General features: G+C 72.5%; 17 protein-coding genes and 1 pseudogene. 15 read left to right on the top strand and 3 right to left on the bottom strand.

The window, feature by feature from the left end:
• From QMO56_RS24000 to QMO56_RS23975, 6 genes are read left to right on the top strand one after another with little or no spacing between them, the layout of a single operon-like run.
• Positions 1 to 1,257: an alpha-hydroxy acid oxidase gene (locus tag QMO56_RS24000; RefSeq protein WP_283529801.1), complete on the top strand. Its 1,257-nt coding sequence runs from the start codon at positions 1 to 3 to the stop codon at positions 1,255 to 1,257.
• A 7-nt stretch (positions 1,258 to 1,264) separates the two neighbouring features.
• A complete protein-coding gene (locus QMO56_RS23995; RefSeq protein WP_283529800.1) occupies positions 1,265 to 4,234 on the top strand; it encodes a molybdopterin cofactor-binding domain-containing protein in 2,970 nt (989 codons plus the stop codon).
• Positions 4,231 to 5,058: a xanthine dehydrogenase family protein subunit M gene (locus tag QMO56_RS23990; protein ID WP_283529798.1), complete on the top strand. Its 828-nt coding sequence runs from the start codon at positions 4,231 to 4,233 to the stop codon at positions 5,056 to 5,058. The genes QMO56_RS23995 and QMO56_RS23990 overlap by 4 nt, the downstream gene beginning before the upstream one ends.
• A gap of 1 nt (position 5,059) precedes the next feature.
• Positions 5,060 to 5,563 carry a (2Fe-2S)-binding protein gene (locus QMO56_RS23985; RefSeq protein ID WP_283529797.1) on the top strand — a complete coding sequence of 168 codons (504 nt, stop codon included), beginning with the start codon at positions 5,060 to 5,062 and terminating at the stop codon, positions 5,561 to 5,563.
• Entirely contained in the window at positions 5,556 to 7,112 is a 1,557-nt protein-coding gene (locus QMO56_RS23980; protein ID WP_283529796.1) for an AMP-binding protein, read from the top strand. Before QMO56_RS23985 ends, QMO56_RS23980 begins: the two co-directional genes overlap by 8 nt.
• Positions 7,109 to 7,897 carry an enoyl-CoA hydratase/isomerase family protein gene (locus tag QMO56_RS23975; RefSeq protein ID WP_283529795.1) on the top strand — a complete coding sequence of 263 codons (789 nt, stop codon included), beginning with the start codon at positions 7,109 to 7,111 and terminating at the stop codon, positions 7,895 to 7,897. The genes QMO56_RS23980 and QMO56_RS23975 overlap by 4 nt, the downstream gene beginning before the upstream one ends.
• Here QMO56_RS23975 and QMO56_RS23970 read toward each other — a convergent pair.
• The gene (locus QMO56_RS23970; protein WP_283529794.1) at positions 7,884 to 8,372 is read right to left on the bottom strand and encodes a TIGR02444 family protein; all 489 of its coding nucleotides are present in this window, start codon (positions 8,370 to 8,372) and stop codon (positions 7,884 to 7,886) included. The genes QMO56_RS23975 and QMO56_RS23970 overlap by 14 nt on opposite strands.
• Positions 8,373 to 8,408: 36 nt before the next feature.
• Between QMO56_RS23970 and QMO56_RS23965 the strand changes: the two genes are divergently transcribed.
• On the top strand, positions 8,409 to 9,008 hold the full coding sequence (locus QMO56_RS23965; protein ID WP_283529793.1) for a UbiX family flavin prenyltransferase: 600 nt from the start codon (positions 8,409 to 8,411) through the stop codon (positions 9,006 to 9,008).
• Between the two features lie 156 nt (positions 9,009 to 9,164).
• Here the strand turns inward: QMO56_RS23965 and QMO56_RS23960 are convergent, their stop codons facing one another.
• Entirely contained in the window at positions 9,165 to 10,184 is a 1,020-nt protein-coding gene (locus QMO56_RS23960) for a tripartite tricarboxylate transporter substrate binding protein (protein ID WP_283529791.1), read from the bottom strand.
• Between the two features lie 127 nt (positions 10,185 to 10,311).
• Here QMO56_RS23960 and QMO56_RS23955 point away from each other — a divergent pair, with 127 nt between their 5' ends.
• The 8 genes from QMO56_RS23955 (at position 10,312) to QMO56_RS23920 (ending at position 17,848) form a co-directional block, all read left to right on the top strand.
• Positions 10,312 to 11,319 (top strand): LysR substrate-binding domain-containing protein, encoded by a 1,008-nt coding sequence (locus QMO56_RS23955; protein ID WP_283529790.1) that lies wholly within the window; start codon positions 10,312 to 10,314, stop codon positions 11,317 to 11,319.
• Between the two features lie 117 nt (positions 11,320 to 11,436).
• The gene (locus QMO56_RS23950) at positions 11,437 to 12,333 is read left to right on the top strand and encodes an ABC transporter substrate-binding protein (protein WP_283529789.1); all 897 of its coding nucleotides are present in this window, start codon (positions 11,437 to 11,439) and stop codon (positions 12,331 to 12,333) included.
• Between the two features lie 20 nt (positions 12,334 to 12,353).
• A complete protein-coding gene (locus QMO56_RS23945; protein WP_283529788.1) occupies positions 12,354 to 13,235 on the top strand; it encodes an NAD(P)-dependent oxidoreductase in 882 nt (293 codons plus the stop codon).
• Between the two features lie 49 nt (positions 13,236 to 13,284).
• The gene (locus QMO56_RS23940) at positions 13,285 to 14,277 is read left to right on the top strand and encodes a tripartite tricarboxylate transporter substrate binding protein (protein WP_283529787.1); all 993 of its coding nucleotides are present in this window, start codon (positions 13,285 to 13,287) and stop codon (positions 14,275 to 14,277) included.
• Positions 14,274 to 15,146, top strand: coding sequence for an amidohydrolase (locus tag QMO56_RS23935; RefSeq protein ID WP_283529786.1), 873 nt, complete (start codon positions 14,274 to 14,276; stop codon positions 15,144 to 15,146). Before QMO56_RS23940 ends, QMO56_RS23935 begins: the two co-directional genes overlap by 4 nt.
• Positions 15,147 to 15,160: 14 nt before the next feature.
• Positions 15,161 to 15,886 (top strand): PIG-L deacetylase family protein, encoded by a 726-nt coding sequence (locus tag QMO56_RS23930; protein ID WP_283529785.1) that lies wholly within the window; start codon positions 15,161 to 15,163, stop codon positions 15,884 to 15,886.
• Positions 15,883 to 16,578, top strand: a complete 696-nt coding sequence (locus QMO56_RS23925; protein WP_283529783.1) for a 4-carboxy-4-hydroxy-2-oxoadipate aldolase/oxaloacetate decarboxylase — start codon at positions 15,883 to 15,885, stop codon at positions 16,576 to 16,578. The genes QMO56_RS23930 and QMO56_RS23925 overlap by 4 nt, the downstream gene beginning before the upstream one ends.
• 304 nt (positions 16,579 to 16,882) lie before the next feature.
• Positions 16,883 to 17,848 carry a tripartite tricarboxylate transporter substrate binding protein gene (locus tag QMO56_RS23920; RefSeq protein ID WP_283529782.1) on the top strand — a complete coding sequence of 322 codons (966 nt, stop codon included), beginning with the start codon at positions 16,883 to 16,885 and terminating at the stop codon, positions 17,846 to 17,848.
• A 25-nt stretch (positions 17,849 to 17,873) separates the two neighbouring features.
• Here the strand turns inward: QMO56_RS23920 and QMO56_RS23915 are convergent.
• Positions 17,874 to 17,971, bottom strand: a pseudogene (locus tag QMO56_RS23915) (IS5/IS1182 family transposase); the annotation flags it as partial.

Genomic DNA, 17,971 nt, shown 5'->3' with positions numbered 1-17,971 from the left:
ATGGCGGGCGCGGCGCAGAGCTGGGGCAGCGGCGGGCTGGATGGTCGCGCGGCAGAGCTGCGCCGCCGCTATCCCTGCGTGGCCGACCTGGAGCAACTGGCGCGTCGCCGCATACCGCGCTTTGCCTATGACTTCGTCGCCGGCGGCGTCGGCGGCGACCACGGCCTGCGCCGCAACCGTGCGGCGCTGGACGCGGTGCAACTGGTGCCGCGCTACGGGCGCGACGTCACGCGGATCGAGACCGGCGTCACGCTGTTCGGCCGCGACTATGCCCTGCCGGTCGGCGTGGCGCCGATGGGGCTCGCCGGCCTCGCCTGGCCGGGCATCGACGAGATCCTCGCCGCCGCCGCGCAGCGCGCCCGCATTCCCTATGTCAGCTCCACCGTGGCGAACGCGCCGATCGAGCGGCTGGCGGCGCTGGCGCCGGACGTCTTCTGGTTCCAGCTCTACGGCCTGCCCGGCGACGACCACGCCGTCTCGCTGGAGCTGGTGCGGCGGGCGGAGCGGGCCGGCGCGCATGTGCTGGTGCTGACCATGGACGTGCCGGCGCGGCAGAAGCGCGAGGGCGATGTGCGCAACGGCCTCGCCGTGCCCTTCCGCCCGCGCCTGCGCACGGTGCTGGACGTGCTGCGTGCGCCGCGCTGGGGGCTGGAGGTGCTGCGCCGCGGCCAGCCACGCTTCGAGAACTTCTGTTCGTATGTCCCGGCGCCGGCCAGCACGGCGTCGCTGGCCGGCTACACCTACCACAAGATGGCCGGGCCGCTGACCTGGGAGGCGGTGGCCCGCCTCCGCGAGGCCTGGCCGCGCGCACTGGTGGTCAAGGGCATCCTGCACCCGGAGGATGCCGAGCGCGCCGTGCGGCTGGGCGTGGATGGCGTGCTGGTCTCCAACCATGGCGGGCGGCAGTCGGACGCGGCGCCGGCCAGCATCGACGCGCTGCCGGCCATCGCCGCCCGGGTCGCCGGACGCGCCACGCTGCTGCTGGACAGCGGCGTGCGCTGCGGGCTCGACGTGCTGCGCGCCCTGGCGCTGGGCGCCGATGCCGTGCTGGCCGGACGCGCCTTCCTCTATGGCGGCGCGGCGCTCGGCGCGCCGGGGGCAGACCATGTGGCCGCGCTGTTCCGCGAGGAGATCCGCGGCGCCATGGCGCTGGGCGGCGTCACCGAGCCGGCGGCGCTGCGCGAGACGCTGGCGCTGCACCCCGGCGCCATCCGCTTCCCCGCCGCGCCACGCCCGGCGCTGGCCGAGACGGCCTGAGGCGCACATGCCCGACACCACCGCAGAAGCCGCCGGCTGGACCGGCCGATCCCTGCCCCGCGTGGAGGATGCCGCGCTGCTCACCGGGCGCGGCCGCTACATCGACGACCTCGGCACCCCGCCCGGCACGCTGCACGCCGCCATCCTGCGCTCCGGCCATGGCCATGCGCGGATCGAGAGCATCGACACCAGCAAGGCACGCGCCCTGCCCGGCGTCGCGGCGGTGCTGACCGGCGCCGAGATCCAGGCGATGACCGCCAGCCTGGTGGTCGGCGTGAGGGCGCCCGTCGAGTGCTGGCCGATCGCCACCGACCGGCTGCGCTACATGGGCGAGCCGGTCGCGGTGGTGGTGGCGGTTGACCGCTACGTGGCCGAGGATGCGCTGGACCTGATCGAGTTGCGCGTCACGCCGCTGCCGCCGGTGCTCGACCCCCTGGCCGCGCTGGCGGCGGAGGCCCCGGTGCTGCATGAGGGGCTGGGCGGCAACCTCGCCAGCGACCGGCGCTTCCGCTACGGCGATCCCGAGGCCGCCTTCGCCGCCGCGCCACACCGCATCGGCATCGCGATCGCCTATCCCCGCAACGCCTGCACGCCGATCGAGACCTATGGCGTGCTGGCGCAGTACGACGCGGCCGAGAGCGGCTACGACATCCTCGCCAACTTCCAGGGCCCCTTCAGCATTCATGCGGTGATCGCGCGCGCGCTGAAGGTGCCGGGCAACCGGCTGCGGCTGCGCACGCCGCCCGATTCCGGCGGCAGCTTCGGCGTCAAGCAGGGCGTGTTTCCCTACATGGTGCTGATGGCCGCCGCCGCGCGCGCCACCGGCCGCCCGGTGAAATGGGTGGAGGACCGGCTGGAGCATCTTGCCGCCTCCTCCTGCGCCACCAACCGCGTCACCCGGCTGGAGGCGGCGGTGGAGGCGGATGGCCGCGTCACCGCGCTGGACTGGGACCAGGTCGAGGATTGCGGCGCTCATCTGCGCGCGCCGGAGCCCGCCACGCTCTACCGCATGCACGGCAACATGACGGGGGCCTATGCCATCCGCCACGTCGCCCTGCGCAACCGCGTGGTGCTGACCAACAAGGCGCCCACCGGGCTCAACCGGGGCTTTGGCGGGCCGCAGGTCTATTTCGCGCTGGAGCGGCTGATGCAGCGCATCGCCGTCACGCTCGGGCTCGATCCGCTGGCGGTGATCCGCCGCAACCTTGTCCCCGCCGAAGCCTTCCCCTACCGCACCGCGACGGGCGCGCTGCTGGATTCCGGGGACTACGCCACCGCCATGGAGCGCGCCCTGCGCGAGGGCGGGCATGACGCGCTGCTGCGCCGGCGCGAGGCCGCGCGCGCGGCGGGAAAGCACTACGGCATCGGCTACGCGGCGGTGGTGGAGCCCTCGGTCTCCAACATGGGCTACATCTCCACCGTGCTGACGCCTGCCGAGCGCCGCCGCGCCGGGCCGAAGAACGGCGCCCAGGCCACCGCGACGGTCAGCGCCGATCCGCTGGGCGGCATCACCGTGCAGGTGGCCTCGGTGCCGCAGGGCCAGGGCCACCGCACCGTGCTGGCGCAGGTGGTGGCCGACGCGCTCGGGCTGCGGCCGCAGGATGTGCGCGTCGTCACCGAGTTGGACACGGCGCGGGATGCCTGGTCCATCGCCTCGGGCAACTATGCCAGCCGCTTCGCCCCCGCCGTGGCCGGCGCGGCGCAGATCGCCGCCACGCGCCTGCGGGACAAGCTGGCGCGCATCGCCGCCACGCAGATGAACCTGCCGGCCGGGGCGCTGGAGTTCGCGGAAGGGAAGATCCGCGCGCGCGGCAACCCGGAGAACGCGCTGCCCTTCGCCCGCGTCGCCTCGGCCAGCCATTGGGCGCCGGGCACGCTGCCCGAGGGGCTGGAGCACGGCATCCGCGAGACCGCCTTCTGGACCCCGCCGGAACTGACCGCGCCCAACGAGGCGGACGAGGTGAACTCCTCGCTCTGCCACGGCTTCATCTTCGATTTCTGCGGTGTCGAGATCGACCCGGAGACTCTGGCCATCCGCGTGGACCGCTACGTCACCATGCATGACTGCGGGCGCATCCTGCATCCCGGCATGGTGGAGGGGCAGGTCAGCGGCGGCTTCGCTCACGCGCTGGGCGCCGCGCTCTACGAGGAGCACCGCTACGCCGGCGACGGCAGCCTGGAGACCGGCACCTTCGCCGACTACCTCGTACCCACGCCGACGGAAATGCCTGAGTTGGTGATCCTGCATCACGAGACGCCCTCGCCTTTCACGCCGCTCGGCGCCAAGGGCGTCGGTGAGGGCAACTGCATGTCCACGCCGGCCTGTATCGGCAATGCGGTGGCCGACGCGCTGGGGCTGGCCGACGTCACCCTGCCTGTCACGCCCTCCCGCCTCGCCGCGCACCTGCTGCCGGCCGAGGCGCCGCCCGCCGGCCGCGCCGCGCGCCCGGCGGCGAAGCCCGGCGAGCGCGGCCTGTTCGGCGAGGGCATGGCCGAGGTGGCGGCGCCCCCCGAGAAGCTCTGGGCCATCCTCTTCGACCCGGAGACGCTGCGCGCCATCGTCCCCGGCGCGCACAGCGTGGAGCGCGTGAGCGACACGCATTTCCGCGCCGAGGTGACGCTGGGCGTCGGTCCGGTGAAGGGGCGCTACACCGTCGCGCTGGAACTGCTGGACCCCGAGCCGCCGCGCGCCGTGACGCTGCGTGGCACGGCGGAGGGCGCGCTCGGCGGCGGCGGCGGCGAGGGGCACGTCACGCTGGAGCCGCTGCCGGATGGCGGGACGCGCATCGCCTATCGCTACGAGGCGGCGGTGGGCGGCAAGGTCGCGGCGATCGGCGGGCGGCTGCTGGACGGCGCGGCGCGGGTGGTGATCGGCCAGTTCTTCGCCGCACTGGCGCGCCATGCGGCGGGCGGCGCGGCACCGGCGCGGCGCGGGTTCCGGGCCTGGTTGCGGCGCCTGCTGGGGTGGCGCGCATGAAGCCCGCCGCCTTCGACTATCTGCGCGCCGCCACGCAGGAGGAGGCGCTGGAGGCGCTGGCCCGCGCCGGCGGGGAGGCGCGCATCCTGGCCGGCGGGCAGTCGCTGCTGCCGATGCTGAACATGCGCCTGGCCCGGCCGCGCGTACTGGTGGACATCATGCGCATCCCCGGCCTGGACGGCGTCGCCGTGGAGAAGGGCAGCCTCCGCATCGGCGCCGCGGCGCGGCAGGCGGCGCTGCTGGCGCGCCCCGGGCTCGCCGCCGAGCAGCCGCTGCTGGCCGAGGCCATGCCCTGGATCGGCCATGCCCAAACCCGCAGCCGCGGCACGCTCTGCGGCTCCATCGCCCATGCCGACCCCAGCGCGGAACTGCCGCTGCTGCTGCTGGCGCTGGAGGGCGAGGTGGCGCTGCGCTCGCGCCGCCGCGCCCGGCGCGTCGCGGCGCAGGACTTCTTCACCGGCCTGATGAGCACCGCGCGCGAGGAGGACGAGATGATCGAGGCCATCCACATCCCGCTCGCCCACCCGGGCGAGGGCCATGCCTTCGCCGAGATCGGCCGGCGGCACGGCGACTTCGCCATCATCGCCTGCGCCGCGCGGGTGCGGGAGGGCGCGGTGCGGCTGGCGGTGGGTGGGGTGGCCGACCGGCCCGTGGCCCGCGCCATGCCCGGCCTGGACAGCCCGGAGCTGGACGCGGCGCTGGAAGCGCTGGGCTGGGAGCTGGAGGCGCGGGACGACCTGCACGCCTCCGCCGCCTATCGCCGCGCCATGCTGCGGCGCCTCGGGCGCGCCGTCATTGCCCGCGCCGCCGCGGAGGTGCGCTGACATGCCACTCCTCCCAGCCGGGCGGCGCCACCGCGTCGCCTTCATCCTGAACGGCGTGGCGGTGGAGGCGGATTGCGAGCCGCGCGCGCTGCTCTCCGACGTGCTGCGCCACAGCCTTGCCGCGACGGGCACGCATGTCGGCTGCGAGCACGGCGTCTGCGGCGCCTGCACCGTGCAGATCGATGGCGTGCCGGCGCGCGCCTGCCTGACGCTGGCGGTGCAGGTGGAAGGCGCGGCGCTGCGCACGGTGGAAGGGCTCGGCACGCCTGACCGCCTTTCCATCCTGCAGCAATGCTTCCGCGAGGAGCACGGGCTGCAATGCGGCTTCTGCACGCCGGGCATCCTGATGAGCCTGGACGCGCTGCTGCGCGAGAACCCCTCCCCCAGCGAGCAGGACCTCAAGGAAAACCTTTCCGGCCATCTCTGCCGCTGCACCGGCTACGCCCCCATCCTGCGCGCCGCGCGGCGCGCGGCCGAACGCCTGAAGGACGCGGAGCATGCTTGACCTCGGCACCAGCCTGATCGCCAGTGTCACGCGCGATCCCGGCGCGCTCGCCATCGTGGATGGCCCGACCCGCCTGAGCTACGGCGCCTGGTACCGGCAGGTTTCGGCACTGGTCGCGGCGCTGGACCGGCTCGGACTGCGGCACGGCGATCGCCTGCTGACGCTGTTGCAGAACCGCTGGGAGGCGGCGACGCTGCACTGGGCCTGCCAGCTCACGGGCGTGATCCTGACGCCGCTGAACTGGCGCGCCACCGCCGACGACGTCGCCTACTGTCTGCGCGACGCCGAGATCCGTGCCGTTATCTTCGAGGATGTCTCGGCGGCCGCCGTCCGTGCGGCGGAGGGCGCGCCGGCGGTGCCGCGCATCACCCTCGGCACGGCGCTGCCGGGCGAGCTGGCCTTCGCCGAGCTCCAGGACGCCAGCGCCCCCGACGCCACGCCGCGCGCGGGCGCCGAGGACTGGTCGCTGATGCTCTACACCTCCGGCACCACTTCGCGCCCCAAGGGCGTGCCGCGCCGGCACCGGGCGGAGCGCGCCGCTGCCATCGCGCATGTGGCGCAGAACCTCTATCGCCGCGGCGAGCGCACCCTTGGCGTCATGCCGCTCTACCACACCATGGGCGTGCGCTCGCTGCTCGCCATGGCGCTGCTCAACGGCGCCTTCATCTGCCTGCCGCGCTTCGACGTCGCCACCGCGCTGGCGCTGATCGAGGCCGAGCGCATCACCAACCTCTATCTGGTGCCGACGCTCTACCACGACATGCTGGCGCATCCGCGTTTTGCGCAGACCGACATCTCCTCGGTGCGCAAGCTCGGCTTCGCCGGCGCCTCGATGACCGACGGGCTGCTGAAGCGCTTGCAGGAGGCGTTCAAACCCGAGCTGTTCGTCAACCACTACGGCAGTTCGGAGGTCTATACCTGCGCCATCGACCAGGACGCGCCGCGCAAGCCCGGCAGCGCCGGCCGCGCCGGGTTGAACCAGAACCTGCGCGTGGTGAAGCTGGGCGCCCTCTCGCCCGACGAGACCGCCGCGCCCGGCGAGGAAGGCGAGATCGCCGCGCTGTTGGCCGGCGACGAGGCCTTCGAGGGCTACTGGCGCCGCCCGGACGCCGATGCCAAGGCGCTGCGCCAGGGCTGGTACATGACCGGCGACACCGGCTTTTTCGACGCTGAGGGCGATCTCTTCGTCACCGGCCGGGTGGACGACATGATCATCACCGGCGGCGAGAACGTCTCGCCGGTCGAGGTGGAGAGCTGCCTCTCGCTGCACCCTGCCGTCGCCGAGGTCGCCGTGGTCGGCCTGCCGGACGAGCGCTGGGGCAAGGTGGTCACCGCCTTCATCCGCTGCGCCGCGCCGGTCGATTCCGCCGAGCTGGACCGGCACTGCCGCGAATCCGGCCTCGCCAACTTCAAGCGCCCGCGCGCCTTCGTCCTCGTCGAGACACTGCCGCGATCGCCAGTCGGCAAGCTGCTGCGCCGCAAGCTGACGGAGGGCGACTACACGCCCGCCGGCGCCCCGAACCCCGCCGCAAAGGAACCCACCGCATGAGCGCGACCGATCCCCGCCTCACCGATCTCGACGGCTTCCGTGTCGTGATCGATGGTCCGCGCGCCGACATCATCCTCGACCGGCCGCCCTACAACACCATCTCCATGCCGCAGCGCGACCAGCTCCGCCACGCCTTCGAGGCGCTGGACGAGAACGCGACGGTGCGCATCATCGTCCTGCGCGCCCTCGGCAAGCATTTCTCTTCCGGCGGCTACATCAAGGGCTTCATGGAGGCCTCGCCGGAGCATGTCTCGAAGCTCGCCTGGAACATCGCCGCGCCGGCGCGCTGCTCGAAGCCGGTGATCGTCGCCAACCGCGGCTACACCTTCGGCGTCGGCTTCGAAATCTCGCTGGCCTGCGATTTCCGCCTGGTCTCCGAGACCTGCGAATATGCCCTGCCGGAGCAGAAGCTCGGGCAGATTCCGGGTTCCGGCGGCTCGGCGCGGCTGCAGAAGATCGTCGGCATCACCCGCACCAAGGACATCGTCATGCGCTCGCGCCGCATCAGGGCGCAGCAGGCGCTGGACTGGGGCATTGCCACCGATCTGGTACCAGACGGCGAGTTGGAGGCTGCGACGGACGCGCTGGTGGCTGAGCTGCTGGAATTCTCCCCTCTCGCCCAGCGCACCGCCAAGAAGCTGCTGAACGATACCGAGGACGCCAGCCTCGCCACCGCCATCGAGCTGGAGGGGCATTGCTACTCGCGCCTGCGCACCTCGGAGGACTTTGCCGAGGGTGTTGCCGCCTTCCACGAGAAGCGCGCGCCGCGCTTCATCGGCCGCTGACGGCCGCCGCGGCGATGCGGGCCAGTTCCGGCGCATCCTGGCCCAGGGCTGCGGCCATGTTGGCATGTGCCAGCGCCGGTCCAGCCTCGCCCGCCGGCATCGCCGGGACGGCCTGGAACAGCAGCGCAGCCTCCACCTGCTCCGCCCGCAGTTCCTGCTCGGCCACCGCCGCGCGCAGGCTGGCGACGGGCGGCTCCGCCAGCAGCGGGGAGGCCTTGAGGGCGCGGCGCACGCTGCGCAGCGGCAGCACCGCTGCCCCGCGCCAGGGCGCCACCCGCATTGCCAGCCGCGCGGCATCCTCCGGCCTTAGCGCCACCCCGCGCCGCATCCCCAGCCAGGCCGCGCAGAGCAGCAGCAGCACATCGGCCGCCGCGCGCTCCTGCAAGGCCAGGCAGTCCCGTGCCACACCGGGCTGTGCGTACAGCGTCAGGCAGAAGCGCCAGAACGCATTCTCCAGGTCGAGCGGGGCCTCCATGCCCCCATCCTGCCGCATCCCGCCCGGAAAGGCGCCATGAAAAGCAGCAGCGCCGAACCGCGCCTCATCATCGGCATCACCGGTGCCTCCGGCGCCATCTACGGCGTCCGCCTGCTGCAATTGCTGCGCGAGACGCCGGTGCGCACGCATCTCGTGCTCTCTCCGGCCGCGCTCATCACCCTGGCGCAGGAAACCCGCTTCAAGCAGGCCGATGTCGAAGCGCTGGCGGATGTGGTGCATCCCTACAACGACATCGGCGCCGCCTGCGCCAGCGGCTCCTTCCGCACGCTCGGCATGGTGGTGGCGCCCTGCTCGGTGAAGACGCTCGCCGAGATTGCCACCGGCGTCACGCCCAACCTCCTCTCGCGCGCCGCCGACGTGGTGCTGAAGGAGCGGCGCCGTCTGGTGCTGATGCTGCGCGAGACGCCGCTCCATCTCGGCCATATCCGGAACATGGCGGCCGTCACAGAGGCAGGCGGTGTCCTCTACCCGCCGGTGCCGGCCTTCTACACCCATCCCGGCTCGCTGGAGGACATGGTGGACCACACCCTGGGCCGCATGCTTGACCTCTTCGACATCGACCCCGGCGTTGTGCGGCGCTGGACGGGACAGAGACAGCGGCCCGCCATCCTCTGACCAGTAAAGGGCTGTCGGGGTCCGGGAAAGCCGCCCAGGCGGCGGCGGGCAGGCCGAGCGCGCCGGTCAGGCCAAGCGCCGCACGGCGGCCGAAGGCCGGCCCGCCATGCTGCTGCGGCGCAGCGCCGTCCGTCACGTCCATGGGTTCTCTCCTTTTCAATCCAGACGCAGGCCGGCGCGGCGGACCACCTCGGCCCAGCGCTTGCGCTCCGCGATGATGAAGTCGCGGAAGGCCTCCGGCGTGCCGGGTGAGGCCTCCGCGCCCTCGGTCTCCAGGCGCTTCCGCAGCGTCTCGCTGCTCAGCGCGCGGGCGGAGGCTTCATTCAGGCGCTCGATGACCGGGCGCGGCGTCCCGGCGGGCGCGAGCAGCCCGTACCACTGGTTCGCCTCGAAGCCGGGGACGCCCTGCTCGGCAACGGTCGGGATCTCCGGCGCGCCGGCGAGGCGATGCAGCGAGGAGACGCCGAGCGCACGCAGCAGCCCCGCCCGCACCGGCGGCAGGGCGGGCGGGCCGCCGGTGAAGGTCAGATCGATGGTGCCGCTGATCAGGTCGTTCATCATCGGCCCGGTGCCGCGATAGGGCACGTGCTCCATCTCGGCGCCGGTGGCCAGGTTGAAGGCGGCCATGGCGATATGCGCCGCCGAGCCATTGCCGCCGGAACCGTAGGAGAGCGCGCGCGGCTTCTGCTTCGCCAGCGCGATCAGCTCGCCGATGCTGCTGACCGGCACCTTCTTCGGGTTCACCACCATCACGTTCGGCACCACGGCGGCCAGCGTGACGGGCGCGAAGGACTCCACCGTGTCGAAGGTCAGGTTCGGGTAGAGGGATGGGTTGACGGCGAGCGTGCCGATATGCCCGAGCAGGAGCGTATAGCCGTCGGGCGTCGCATGGGCCGCCACCTCGGTGCCGATCGTGCCGCCGGCGCCGCCGCGGTTCTCCACCACGAAGGGCTGGCCGAAGGCCGCCTGCAGCTCGGCGGCCAGGGCGCGGGCGATGATGTCGGTGGAGCCGCCCGGCGTGAAGGGGACGATGATGCGCACCGGCCGATCCGGCCAGGCGCCCTGCGCACGCGTCGGGCGCGGCAGCGCGATGGCCGCCGGCACTGTGAGCAGCCCGCCCAGCGCGGCGCGGCGCGACAAGGATGCGGTCACCGCCGCACGACCAGGGGCTTTCATTTCGCTTCCTCCTGCCCGGTCTTGCCCGGGTCGCGGGCAGCCTATGCGCGGCGCGGCGCGGCCATCGCATTCTTTCTTCCGCCCGAGCTATAATCCGGCGGAATAGCTACCCCCCCGGAGCGCACCCATGACGGTCCGCCGTTACCTTGACCAGCGCCTGAAGCTGAACCACCTGCGCGCGGTGGAGGCGATTGTCGCCCAACGCAGCATCCTCAGGGCCGCGGCGGTGATCGGCGTCAGCCAGCCGGCGCTGACCAAGACGCTGCGCGAGCTGGAGGACATCCTGCAGCAGCGGCTCTTCGACCGCCTGCCGCGCGGGGTGCGACCGACCGAGGCCGGCACGCTCCTGGCGCAGTCCGCCCGCCGCATCCTGGCCGAGTTGCGCCGGCTGGACGAGGCCCTGGATCACGTCGCCGACCCCGAGGGCGGCACGGTGGCGCTGGGCACCCTTCCCGTGGCGGCGACGGCTGTCCTGCCCGGCGCGCTGACGCGGCTGAAGGCGGAGCACCCGAGCATCGGCGTGCGGCTGGAGCAGGGCCGCACGGAGGAGCTGCTGCCCAAGCTGGCGGCCGGCGAGATCGACCTGATCGTCGGCCGCCTCTACGAGCCTGCGGTGCCCGATGGCTTCTCGCGCGAGCCGCTCTGGGAGGAGCCGATCTCCATCCTCGCCCGGGCCGACCATCCCGTCTTCGGGGATGGTTCCCCGAAGCTGGAGGAGCTGCGCCGCTACGACCTGGTGCTGCCGACCGTCAGCCAGCGCGTCGGCCAGGAGATCGACATGCTGCTGGACATGCTGGCCCTGGAGCCCACGCCTTCCCTCCGCTCCAGCTCCTATGGCTTCATCCGGGAGATGCTGCACGCCACCGACCTGATCTCGGTGATGCCGCGGCTGATGATGGCGGGCGACCTGCTGCGCGGCACGCTGCGGGTGGTGCCGCTGCCCATCCCGGCGCCGCCCCGGCCGGCCGGGCTGATCCTGCCGCGCGACCGGCCACTCTCGGCGGCCGGCCAGGCCTTCGTCGCCTGCCTGCGTGCCCATGTCGCCGAAATCGGGCAGCGGGGCCTCGCCGATATAACCAGTGCTGATAAGAGGCGCGAGAAAAGCAATAGGACGCCCCGCCGGAAACAGCGTTAGGGAAGCGGTGACCTCCGCTCCGGTGGCGCAGCGCGCCCTGGGGCAGAGCCGAAGGAAACGCCCCATGACCGCATCGCAAGACCGGGCGGCAAACGCCCCGCTGCCGGGCTGAGATCCATGACCGGCCCGGACCCCTCAGTTCCCGCCGTGCTGCGCGCGGCGATCGGTACCTATCCCCGCACCAAGGCGCTGAAGGACGGCAGCCTCGCCTCCCCTTTGCTGCGCCTCGACTTCGCCGACATCCCGGTGATCAGCCGCGCCTTCGCGCCCATGGTGCGGGAGCTGCGCTTCGACGTCTCGGAGATGGCGATCGCCACCTTCCTGCAGGCGCGCGCAGCCGGGCGGCCGCTGGTGCTGCTGCCGGTGGTGCTGGCGGCGCGTTTCCAGCAGTCGGCGCTGCTCTGCCGCAGGGAGAGCGACATCCGCTCCCCGGCGGGCCTCGCCGGCCGGCGCATCGGCGTGCGCGCCTACAGCCAGACCACCGGCATGTGGCTGCGCGGCATCATCGCCGAGGACGGCGGCCCGCGTCCGGAGGAGAGCCGCTGGATCACCTTCGAGGACGCGCATGTCGCCGGCCTCGCCGACCCGCCCTTCGCCGAGCGCGCCCAGCCTGGCCAGGAGATGCTGGCCATGCTGCGCGCCGGCGAGCTGGATGCGGTGATCGTCGGCAACGACATGCCGGAGGACCCCGCCCTGCGCACGGTCTTCCCGGACCCGGCGGCGGCGGCCGAGGCCTTCTGGCAGCGCCACCACCTGGTGCCCGTCAACCACATGTTGACCGTGACCCGGGATCTGGCGGAGCGGCGCCCCGAGCTGGTGGCCGAGGTGGTGCGGCTGGCGCGCGCCGCCGCCGCCCCCGTGCCCCCCGGCGCGCCCGGCGCGCCGCCCGCCAGCCGCGCAGCGTTGCGCCCGGTGCTGGAGCTGGCGCTCCGCTACATGGACGGGCAGGCGATGCTGCCGCGGCCGCTGACGGTGGACGAGGTCTGGGACGGCCTGCCGCCGGGCATCGAATGAGCAGCGAGAGAGGAACAGCCATGACGCGCTTCGCCATCATCGGCTTCGGCGAGGTGGGCGGCATCTTCGCCCGTGACCTGCGCGCCGGCGGCGCCGAGGCCATCCACGCCTTCGACATCGCCCCGGCGGCGCGGCAGCGGGCGGCGGCGGCCGGCGCCACGGTGCATGACAGCGCGGCCGCGGCGGCGGCGCAGGCCGAGGTGGTTTTCGTACCCGTCACCGCCGGCTCGGCGCTGGCGGCGGCGCAGTCGCTGGCCGGCGGGCTGGACCACGCGCCCTTCGTGGTGGACGTGAACTCCGTCTCCCCCGCCACCAAGCAGGCGGCGGCGGAGGCGGTGGAGAAGGCCGGCGGCCGCTATGTCGAGGCGGCGGTGATGGCCAGCGTGCCGCCCAAGGGCCTGCGCTCGCCCATCCTGCTGGGCGGCCCGCACGCCGCGGCCTTCCAGGCGCTGATGGCGCCCTTCGGCATGAACCTGACCCCCTTCCCCGGCCCCATCGGCAAGGCCTCCTCGGTGAAGATGTGCCGCAGCGTCATGGTGAAGGGGCTGGAGGCGCTGACCACCGAATGCATGCTCGCCGCGCGCCACTATGGCGTGGAGCAGGAGGTGCTGCGCTCGCTCTCCGATACCCTGCCGCACGAGGACTGGCGGGGCCTGGCCCGCTACGTGATCAGCCGCGCCCTCATCCATGGCAGGCGGCGGGCGGAGGAGATGCGCGAGGTCGCCCGCACGGTGCAGGAGGCGGGGGTGGACCCGCTGCTGAGCGCCCCCATCGCCGAGCGGCAGGACTGGGCCGCCGCACGCGGCCGCGAGATGGGCGCCGAGGCGCTGCGCACCACCGATCTCGACGCGCTGCTCGCCGCCCTGGCCGCCACGACGCAGCGCAAGGCCGCCGCCGAATAGGCGGCCGGCCGCATCCCGCGAGGATGCGGCCCAACAAGGAGGATCATCCATGTCTCTCGGACGTCGCGAGGCCCTGCGGCTGGCCGCCCTGGCCGGCGCCGCCGGACTCGCCCCCGGCCTTATCCCCTGGGCCGCCACCGCCCAGGGCACCTATCCCAGTCAGCCGATCCGCCTGCTGGTGCCGAACGGCGCCGGCGGCGTGGCCGACCTGACCGCCCGCACCGTGGGCCAGGCGATGTCGGACCGGCTCGGCCAGCCCGTCGTGGTGGAGAACCGCCCCGGCGCCGGCGGCATCGTCGCCGGCCAGGCGCTGATGACCGCCCCCGCCGACGGCTACACCCTGATGGTGGCGACCAACGCCCATGCCATCAGCCCCTCGCTGTTCCGCACCCTGCCCTTTGACCCGCTGCGCGACTTCGCCCCCGTCGGGCTGATGGGCAGCTTCGCCATCGCCCTGCTGGTCTCGCCCAAGTCGCCGGTGCAGACCGTGCAGGACCTGCTGGCGAAGCTGAAGCAGGACCCCAACGCCAATATCGGCACCATCAGCGTCGGCAGCACGCAGAACCTGGCGGCCGAGCTGTTCAAGACGGCGACCGGCATCGAGACGGTGACGGTGCCCTTCAGCAGCACGCCCGAGTTGCTGACCGCCCTGCTGCGCGGCGACGTGACGGTGGCCTTCGAGATCGTGGCGCCGCTGATGGGGCAGATCCGCGGCGGATCGCTGCGCGCCATCGCCGTCACCTCGGCCGAGCGCGCGGCCAACCTGCCTGATGTGCCGACCCTGCAGCAGCAGGGGCTGAAGGACTTCGACGTGACCTCCTGGAACGCCCTCGTCGCGCCGGGAAAGACGCCGCAGCCCGTCATCGACAAGCTCAACACCGCGATGAACGCCGCGCTGGCGGAGTCCGAGGTGCGCAAGAAGCTGCTCGACGCCGGCGTGGAGGCCCGTGGCGGCACGCCGGCCGCGATGAGCCAGCTCCTGCGCACCGAGACCGCGAAGTGGCGCGACGTGATCGAGAAGGCGGGAATCGAGAAGCAATGAGCACCAAGACCTGCAAGGCCCCGGACCCCAACCCGAGGACGCCCTCCTACAAGCTGCCCGCCGGCGCCTGCGACGCGCACTGCCATGTCTTCGGCCCGGCGGACAGGTTCCCCTACGCGCCCGACCGAGCCTATACCCCGCCCGACGCGCCGGTGGAGGATCTCCGCCGCGTCCATGCCGCCATCGGCGTGGACCGCGCGGTGATCGTGCAGGCGAGCTGCCACGGCACCGACAACACGGCGATGATCGACGCCATCCAGAAGAGCGGGGGCGCCTATCGCGGCGTCGCCATCGTGGATGGCAGCATCACCGACAAGGGCCTGGAAGAGCTGGACGCGGGCGGCGTGCGCGGCGTGCGCTTCAACTTCGTCAAGCACCTGGGCGGCACGCCGGACCTCGACGTGTTCGACCGTGTGCTGGACAGGATCCAGCCGCTGGGCTGGCACGTGGTGCTGCACCTCGATGCCGGTGACATCCTGGAGCATGCCGAGCGCATCGCGCGCATCAGGGTGCCCTTCGTGATTGACCACATGGGCCGGGTGCAGGCGAAGAACGGGCTGGAGCAGGAGCCCTTCCGCCGCCTGCTGGAGCTGATGCGGAACGAGCTGGCCTGGGTGAAGATCTGCGGGCCGGAGCGCGTCTCCTCCGCCGGCGCCCCCTTCCACGACGCCGTGCCCTTCGCGCGCAGGCTCGCCGAGGTGGCGCCGGACCGCACCCTCTGGGGCACCGACTTCCCGCACCCCAACATCAGCGGCGACATGCCGAATGACGGCGACCTCGTGGACCTCCTGGCCCTCGCCGTGGAGGACGAGGCGGCCCGCCGCAAGATCCTGATCGACAATCCCGACCGCCTCTACTGGGCACGCTGAGAGGGGAGAGCACCATGTCCGGCACGCAGAAATCGGGCCTCGTCGTCACCGCGCATCCCGGCGACTTCGTCTGGCGGGCGGGCGGCGCCATCGCGCTGCACGCGAAACTGGGTTACCGCATGAAGATCGTCTGCCTGTCCTATGGCGAGCGTGGCGAGAGCCAGGGCGCCTGGAAGCAGGAGGGCATGACGCTGGAGAAGTGCAAGGCCGCCCGCCGCGCTGAAGCCGAAGCCGCCGCCGAGGTGCTGGGCGCCGAGATCGAGTTCTTCGACGCCGGCGACTATCCGCTGCGCCTCACCGAGGCCATGCTCGACCGGCTGATCGACGTCTATCGCGAGGTGAAGCCCTCCTTCGTCCTGACCCATGCGGTGGCCGATCCCTACAACGTGGACCATCCGGAGGCCTCCCGTTTCGCGCAGGAGGCGCGCATCATCGCCCAGGCCGCCGGCCACAAGCCGGAGCAAGGCGTCAGCTATTCCGCGCCGCAGGTCTTCCAGTTCGAGCCGCACCAGCCCGAACAGTGCGGCTTCAAGCCCAACCGCATCCTCAACATCACCGAGGTGTGGGAGACCAAGTGGAAGGCCTTCGAGCAGCTTCCCGCGCAGAAGCACCTCTGGCACTACTATGAGCGCGTCGCGCTGAACCGCGGCATGCAGGGCGGCCGCAACTCGGGCAAGGCCATGACCTACGGCGAGGCCTACCAGACCATCTTCCCCGACGCCGCCGAGGTGCTGGCATGACGCCCGTCGTCGTCACCCGGGTCGCGCGCCTGCCGGTCACGACCATCGACCGCTTCCTGCCGCTCGGCGTCTCCACCGCGCATGAGGCCTCGGGCCGCGCGCCCAACCTGATGAAGACCTATATGCGCCCGGCCTGGGCCGGCGCGGCGGCGGTGGGCAGCGCGGTGACGGTGCTCGCGCAGCCCGGCGACAACTGGATGATCCATGTCGCCGTCGAGCAGTGCCAGCCCGGCGATATCCTCGTCGTCGCCTGCACCACGGACAACACCGATGGCATGTTCGGCGACCTGCTCGCCACCTCGCTGAAGGCGCGCGGCGTGCGCGGCCTGGTCATCGATGCCGGCGTGCGCGACGTGGCGACACTGCGGGAAATGGGCTTCCCCGTCTGGTCGCGCGCCATCTCGGCCCGTGGCACGGTCAAGGCGACCCTCGGCTCGGTGAACGTGCCGGTGGTCTGCGCCGGCGTTGCGGTCCATCCAGGCGACCTGGTGGTGGCCGACGACGACGGCGTGGTGGTCATCCCGCGCGCCGAGGCGGAGACGGTGCTGGCCGCTGCCGAAAAGCGCCAGGCGAACGAGGGCGAGAAGCGCGCCAAGCTCGCCGCCGGCGTGCTCGGGCTCGACCTCTACAACATGCGCCCGGCGCTGGAGAAGGCCGGGTTGCGCTACATCGCCTCGCTCGACGAGGCCTGATCGGCGGTGCCCCCGATGGACGTGGCCTATCCGGGCCATGTCCAGCTTCTGACCCCCCGCCCCGAGGAATCGCTCCGCTTCTTCGTCGATGTCATGGCATGACCGGAGGCGGCCGGTGCGGCGACAGCGTTTACCCCCGCGGCCGGGACGACTGCGAGCGCCATTTGCTGCAACTTCCGCAGGGCCGTGGCTGACCGGTGATCCGGGCCGGCCTGCGGCGCCGACCGGGCGAAACCGCCCATCAGAGGAATGCCGCCCCGCCCGGCCGGGAAAGGGCGCGGCGCATCGGGGAAGGAAACTGGACATGCTCCGCAGGAGACAACTGGTCATGGCCTCGATGGCGCTCGCCGCGCCCGCCATGGCGGAGGCGCAGGATTGGCCAAACCGCGCCGTCACCGTGATTGTTCCCTGGCCGCCCGGCGGCCCGACAGACGCCTTCGCGCGCGTCATCTCGCAGCGCCTGACCGCCGATCTCGGCCAGGCCTTCGTCGTCGACAACCGGGGCGGGGCCAATGGCACGATCGGCATGGCCGCGGCTGCGCGCGCCAGGCCGGACGGCTACACCGTCATCATCGTCCCCAACAGCACCTATGCGATCGCGCCGCATCTCTACCAGCTGTCCTATGATCCGCGGCGCGCCTTCATCGGCGCCGGCCTGCTGGTCTCCAGTCCCCTCTTCATGATGGTGCCCCGCAACTCGCCCGCGCATTCTGTCGCGGACTACATCGCCCTGGCGAAGAAGCCCGGAAACCGGCTGGACTATGCGAATGCCGGCGTCGGCGCCACCTCGCACCTGGCGACCGAGATGTTCCTGCAGATGGCGGGCATCGAGGTCAACGAGATCGGCTACCGGGGCGGCGGGCCGGCCATCCAGGCGGTGCTGGCAGGGGAGGCGGGCATGCTGTTCATGCCGGCAGCGGCGGTGATGCCCTACATCCAGTCCGGCGACCTGCGCGCCCTGGCCGCAACGACCGCCACGCGCAGCCCCCTGACGCCCGAGGTGCCGACCTTTCAGGAGCTTGGCTATCCCGGTTTCGAGGTGGTCGAGCACGTCGCCATGATGGCCCCCGCCGGCACGCCGGAGCCGGTCCTGCGGCGCCTCAACCGTGCCTGCGAGGCGGCGCTCCGCGCGGCGGAGATGCAGCCGCGCCTGCAATCCATGGCCGTGACGGTCGAGGCGCAGCCGATGGAGGCCTGGGACGCCTATTTCCGCCGCGAGAGCGACAAGTGGGGCGATTTCGTGCGGGCCCGGGGCATCCGGGTGCAGTAAGCGTGGCTAGGCGGTGGTGACGATTTCAGCGGAGTAGGATGGCGATTGAGGCGAGCAGAACGAAGCCGCGGAAGTTGGCGAGGAGCTTGTCGTAGCGGGTTGCGACGCGACGGAACTGCTTGA

This window comes from Roseomonas sp. E05 (assembly GCF_030063475.1).
GTDB lineage: Bacteria > Pseudomonadota > Alphaproteobacteria > Acetobacterales > Acetobacteraceae > Pseudoroseomonas.
Note: the sequence above shows the minus strand (reverse complement) of the source record. Positions and strands in the feature narration are given on the sequence as shown.

What these genes read in the sequence shown, in the direction of transcription:
- QMO56_RS24000 (WP_283529801.1), top strand. Translation starts at nt 1, where the DNA reads ATGGCGGGCGCGGCGCAGAGCTGGGGCAGCGGCGGGCTGGATGGTCGC.
- QMO56_RS23995 (WP_283529800.1), top strand. Translation starts at nt 1,265, where the DNA reads ATGCCCGACACCACCGCAGAAGCCGCCGGCTGGACCGGCCGATCCCTG.
- QMO56_RS23990 (WP_283529798.1), top strand. Translation starts at nt 4,231, where the DNA reads ATGAAGCCCGCCGCCTTCGACTATCTGCGCGCCGCCACGCAGGAGGAG.
- QMO56_RS23985 (WP_283529797.1), top strand. Translation starts at nt 5,060, where the DNA reads ATGCCACTCCTCCCAGCCGGGCGGCGCCACCGCGTCGCCTTCATCCTG.
- QMO56_RS23980 (WP_283529796.1), top strand. Translation starts at nt 5,556, where the DNA reads ATGCTTGACCTCGGCACCAGCCTGATCGCCAGTGTCACGCGCGATCCC.
- QMO56_RS23975 (WP_283529795.1), top strand. Translation starts at nt 7,109, where the DNA reads ATGAGCGCGACCGATCCCCGCCTCACCGATCTCGACGGCTTCCGTGTC.
- QMO56_RS23970 (WP_283529794.1), bottom strand. Translation starts at nt 8,372, where the DNA reads ATGGAGGCCCCGCTCGACCTGGAGAATGCGTTCTGGCGCTTCTGCCTG.
- QMO56_RS23965 (WP_283529793.1), top strand. Translation starts at nt 8,409, where the DNA reads ATGAAAAGCAGCAGCGCCGAACCGCGCCTCATCATCGGCATCACCGGT.
- QMO56_RS23960 (WP_283529791.1), bottom strand. Translation starts at nt 10,184, where the DNA reads ATGAAAGCCCCTGGTCGTGCGGCGGTGACCGCATCCTTGTCGCGCCGC.
- QMO56_RS23955 (WP_283529790.1), top strand. Translation starts at nt 10,312, where the DNA reads ATGACGGTCCGCCGTTACCTTGACCAGCGCCTGAAGCTGAACCACCTG.
- QMO56_RS23950 (WP_283529789.1), top strand. Translation starts at nt 11,437, where the DNA reads ATGACCGGCCCGGACCCCTCAGTTCCCGCCGTGCTGCGCGCGGCGATC.
- QMO56_RS23945 (WP_283529788.1), top strand. Translation starts at nt 12,354, where the DNA reads ATGACGCGCTTCGCCATCATCGGCTTCGGCGAGGTGGGCGGCATCTTC.
- QMO56_RS23940 (WP_283529787.1), top strand. Translation starts at nt 13,285, where the DNA reads ATGTCTCTCGGACGTCGCGAGGCCCTGCGGCTGGCCGCCCTGGCCGGC.
- QMO56_RS23935 (WP_283529786.1), top strand. Translation starts at nt 14,274, where the DNA reads ATGAGCACCAAGACCTGCAAGGCCCCGGACCCCAACCCGAGGACGCCC.
- QMO56_RS23930 (WP_283529785.1), top strand. Translation starts at nt 15,161, where the DNA reads ATGTCCGGCACGCAGAAATCGGGCCTCGTCGTCACCGCGCATCCCGGC.
- QMO56_RS23925 (WP_283529783.1), top strand. Translation starts at nt 15,883, where the DNA reads ATGACGCCCGTCGTCGTCACCCGGGTCGCGCGCCTGCCGGTCACGACC.
- QMO56_RS23920 (WP_283529782.1), top strand. Translation starts at nt 16,883, where the DNA reads ATGCTCCGCAGGAGACAACTGGTCATGGCCTCGATGGCGCTCGCCGCG.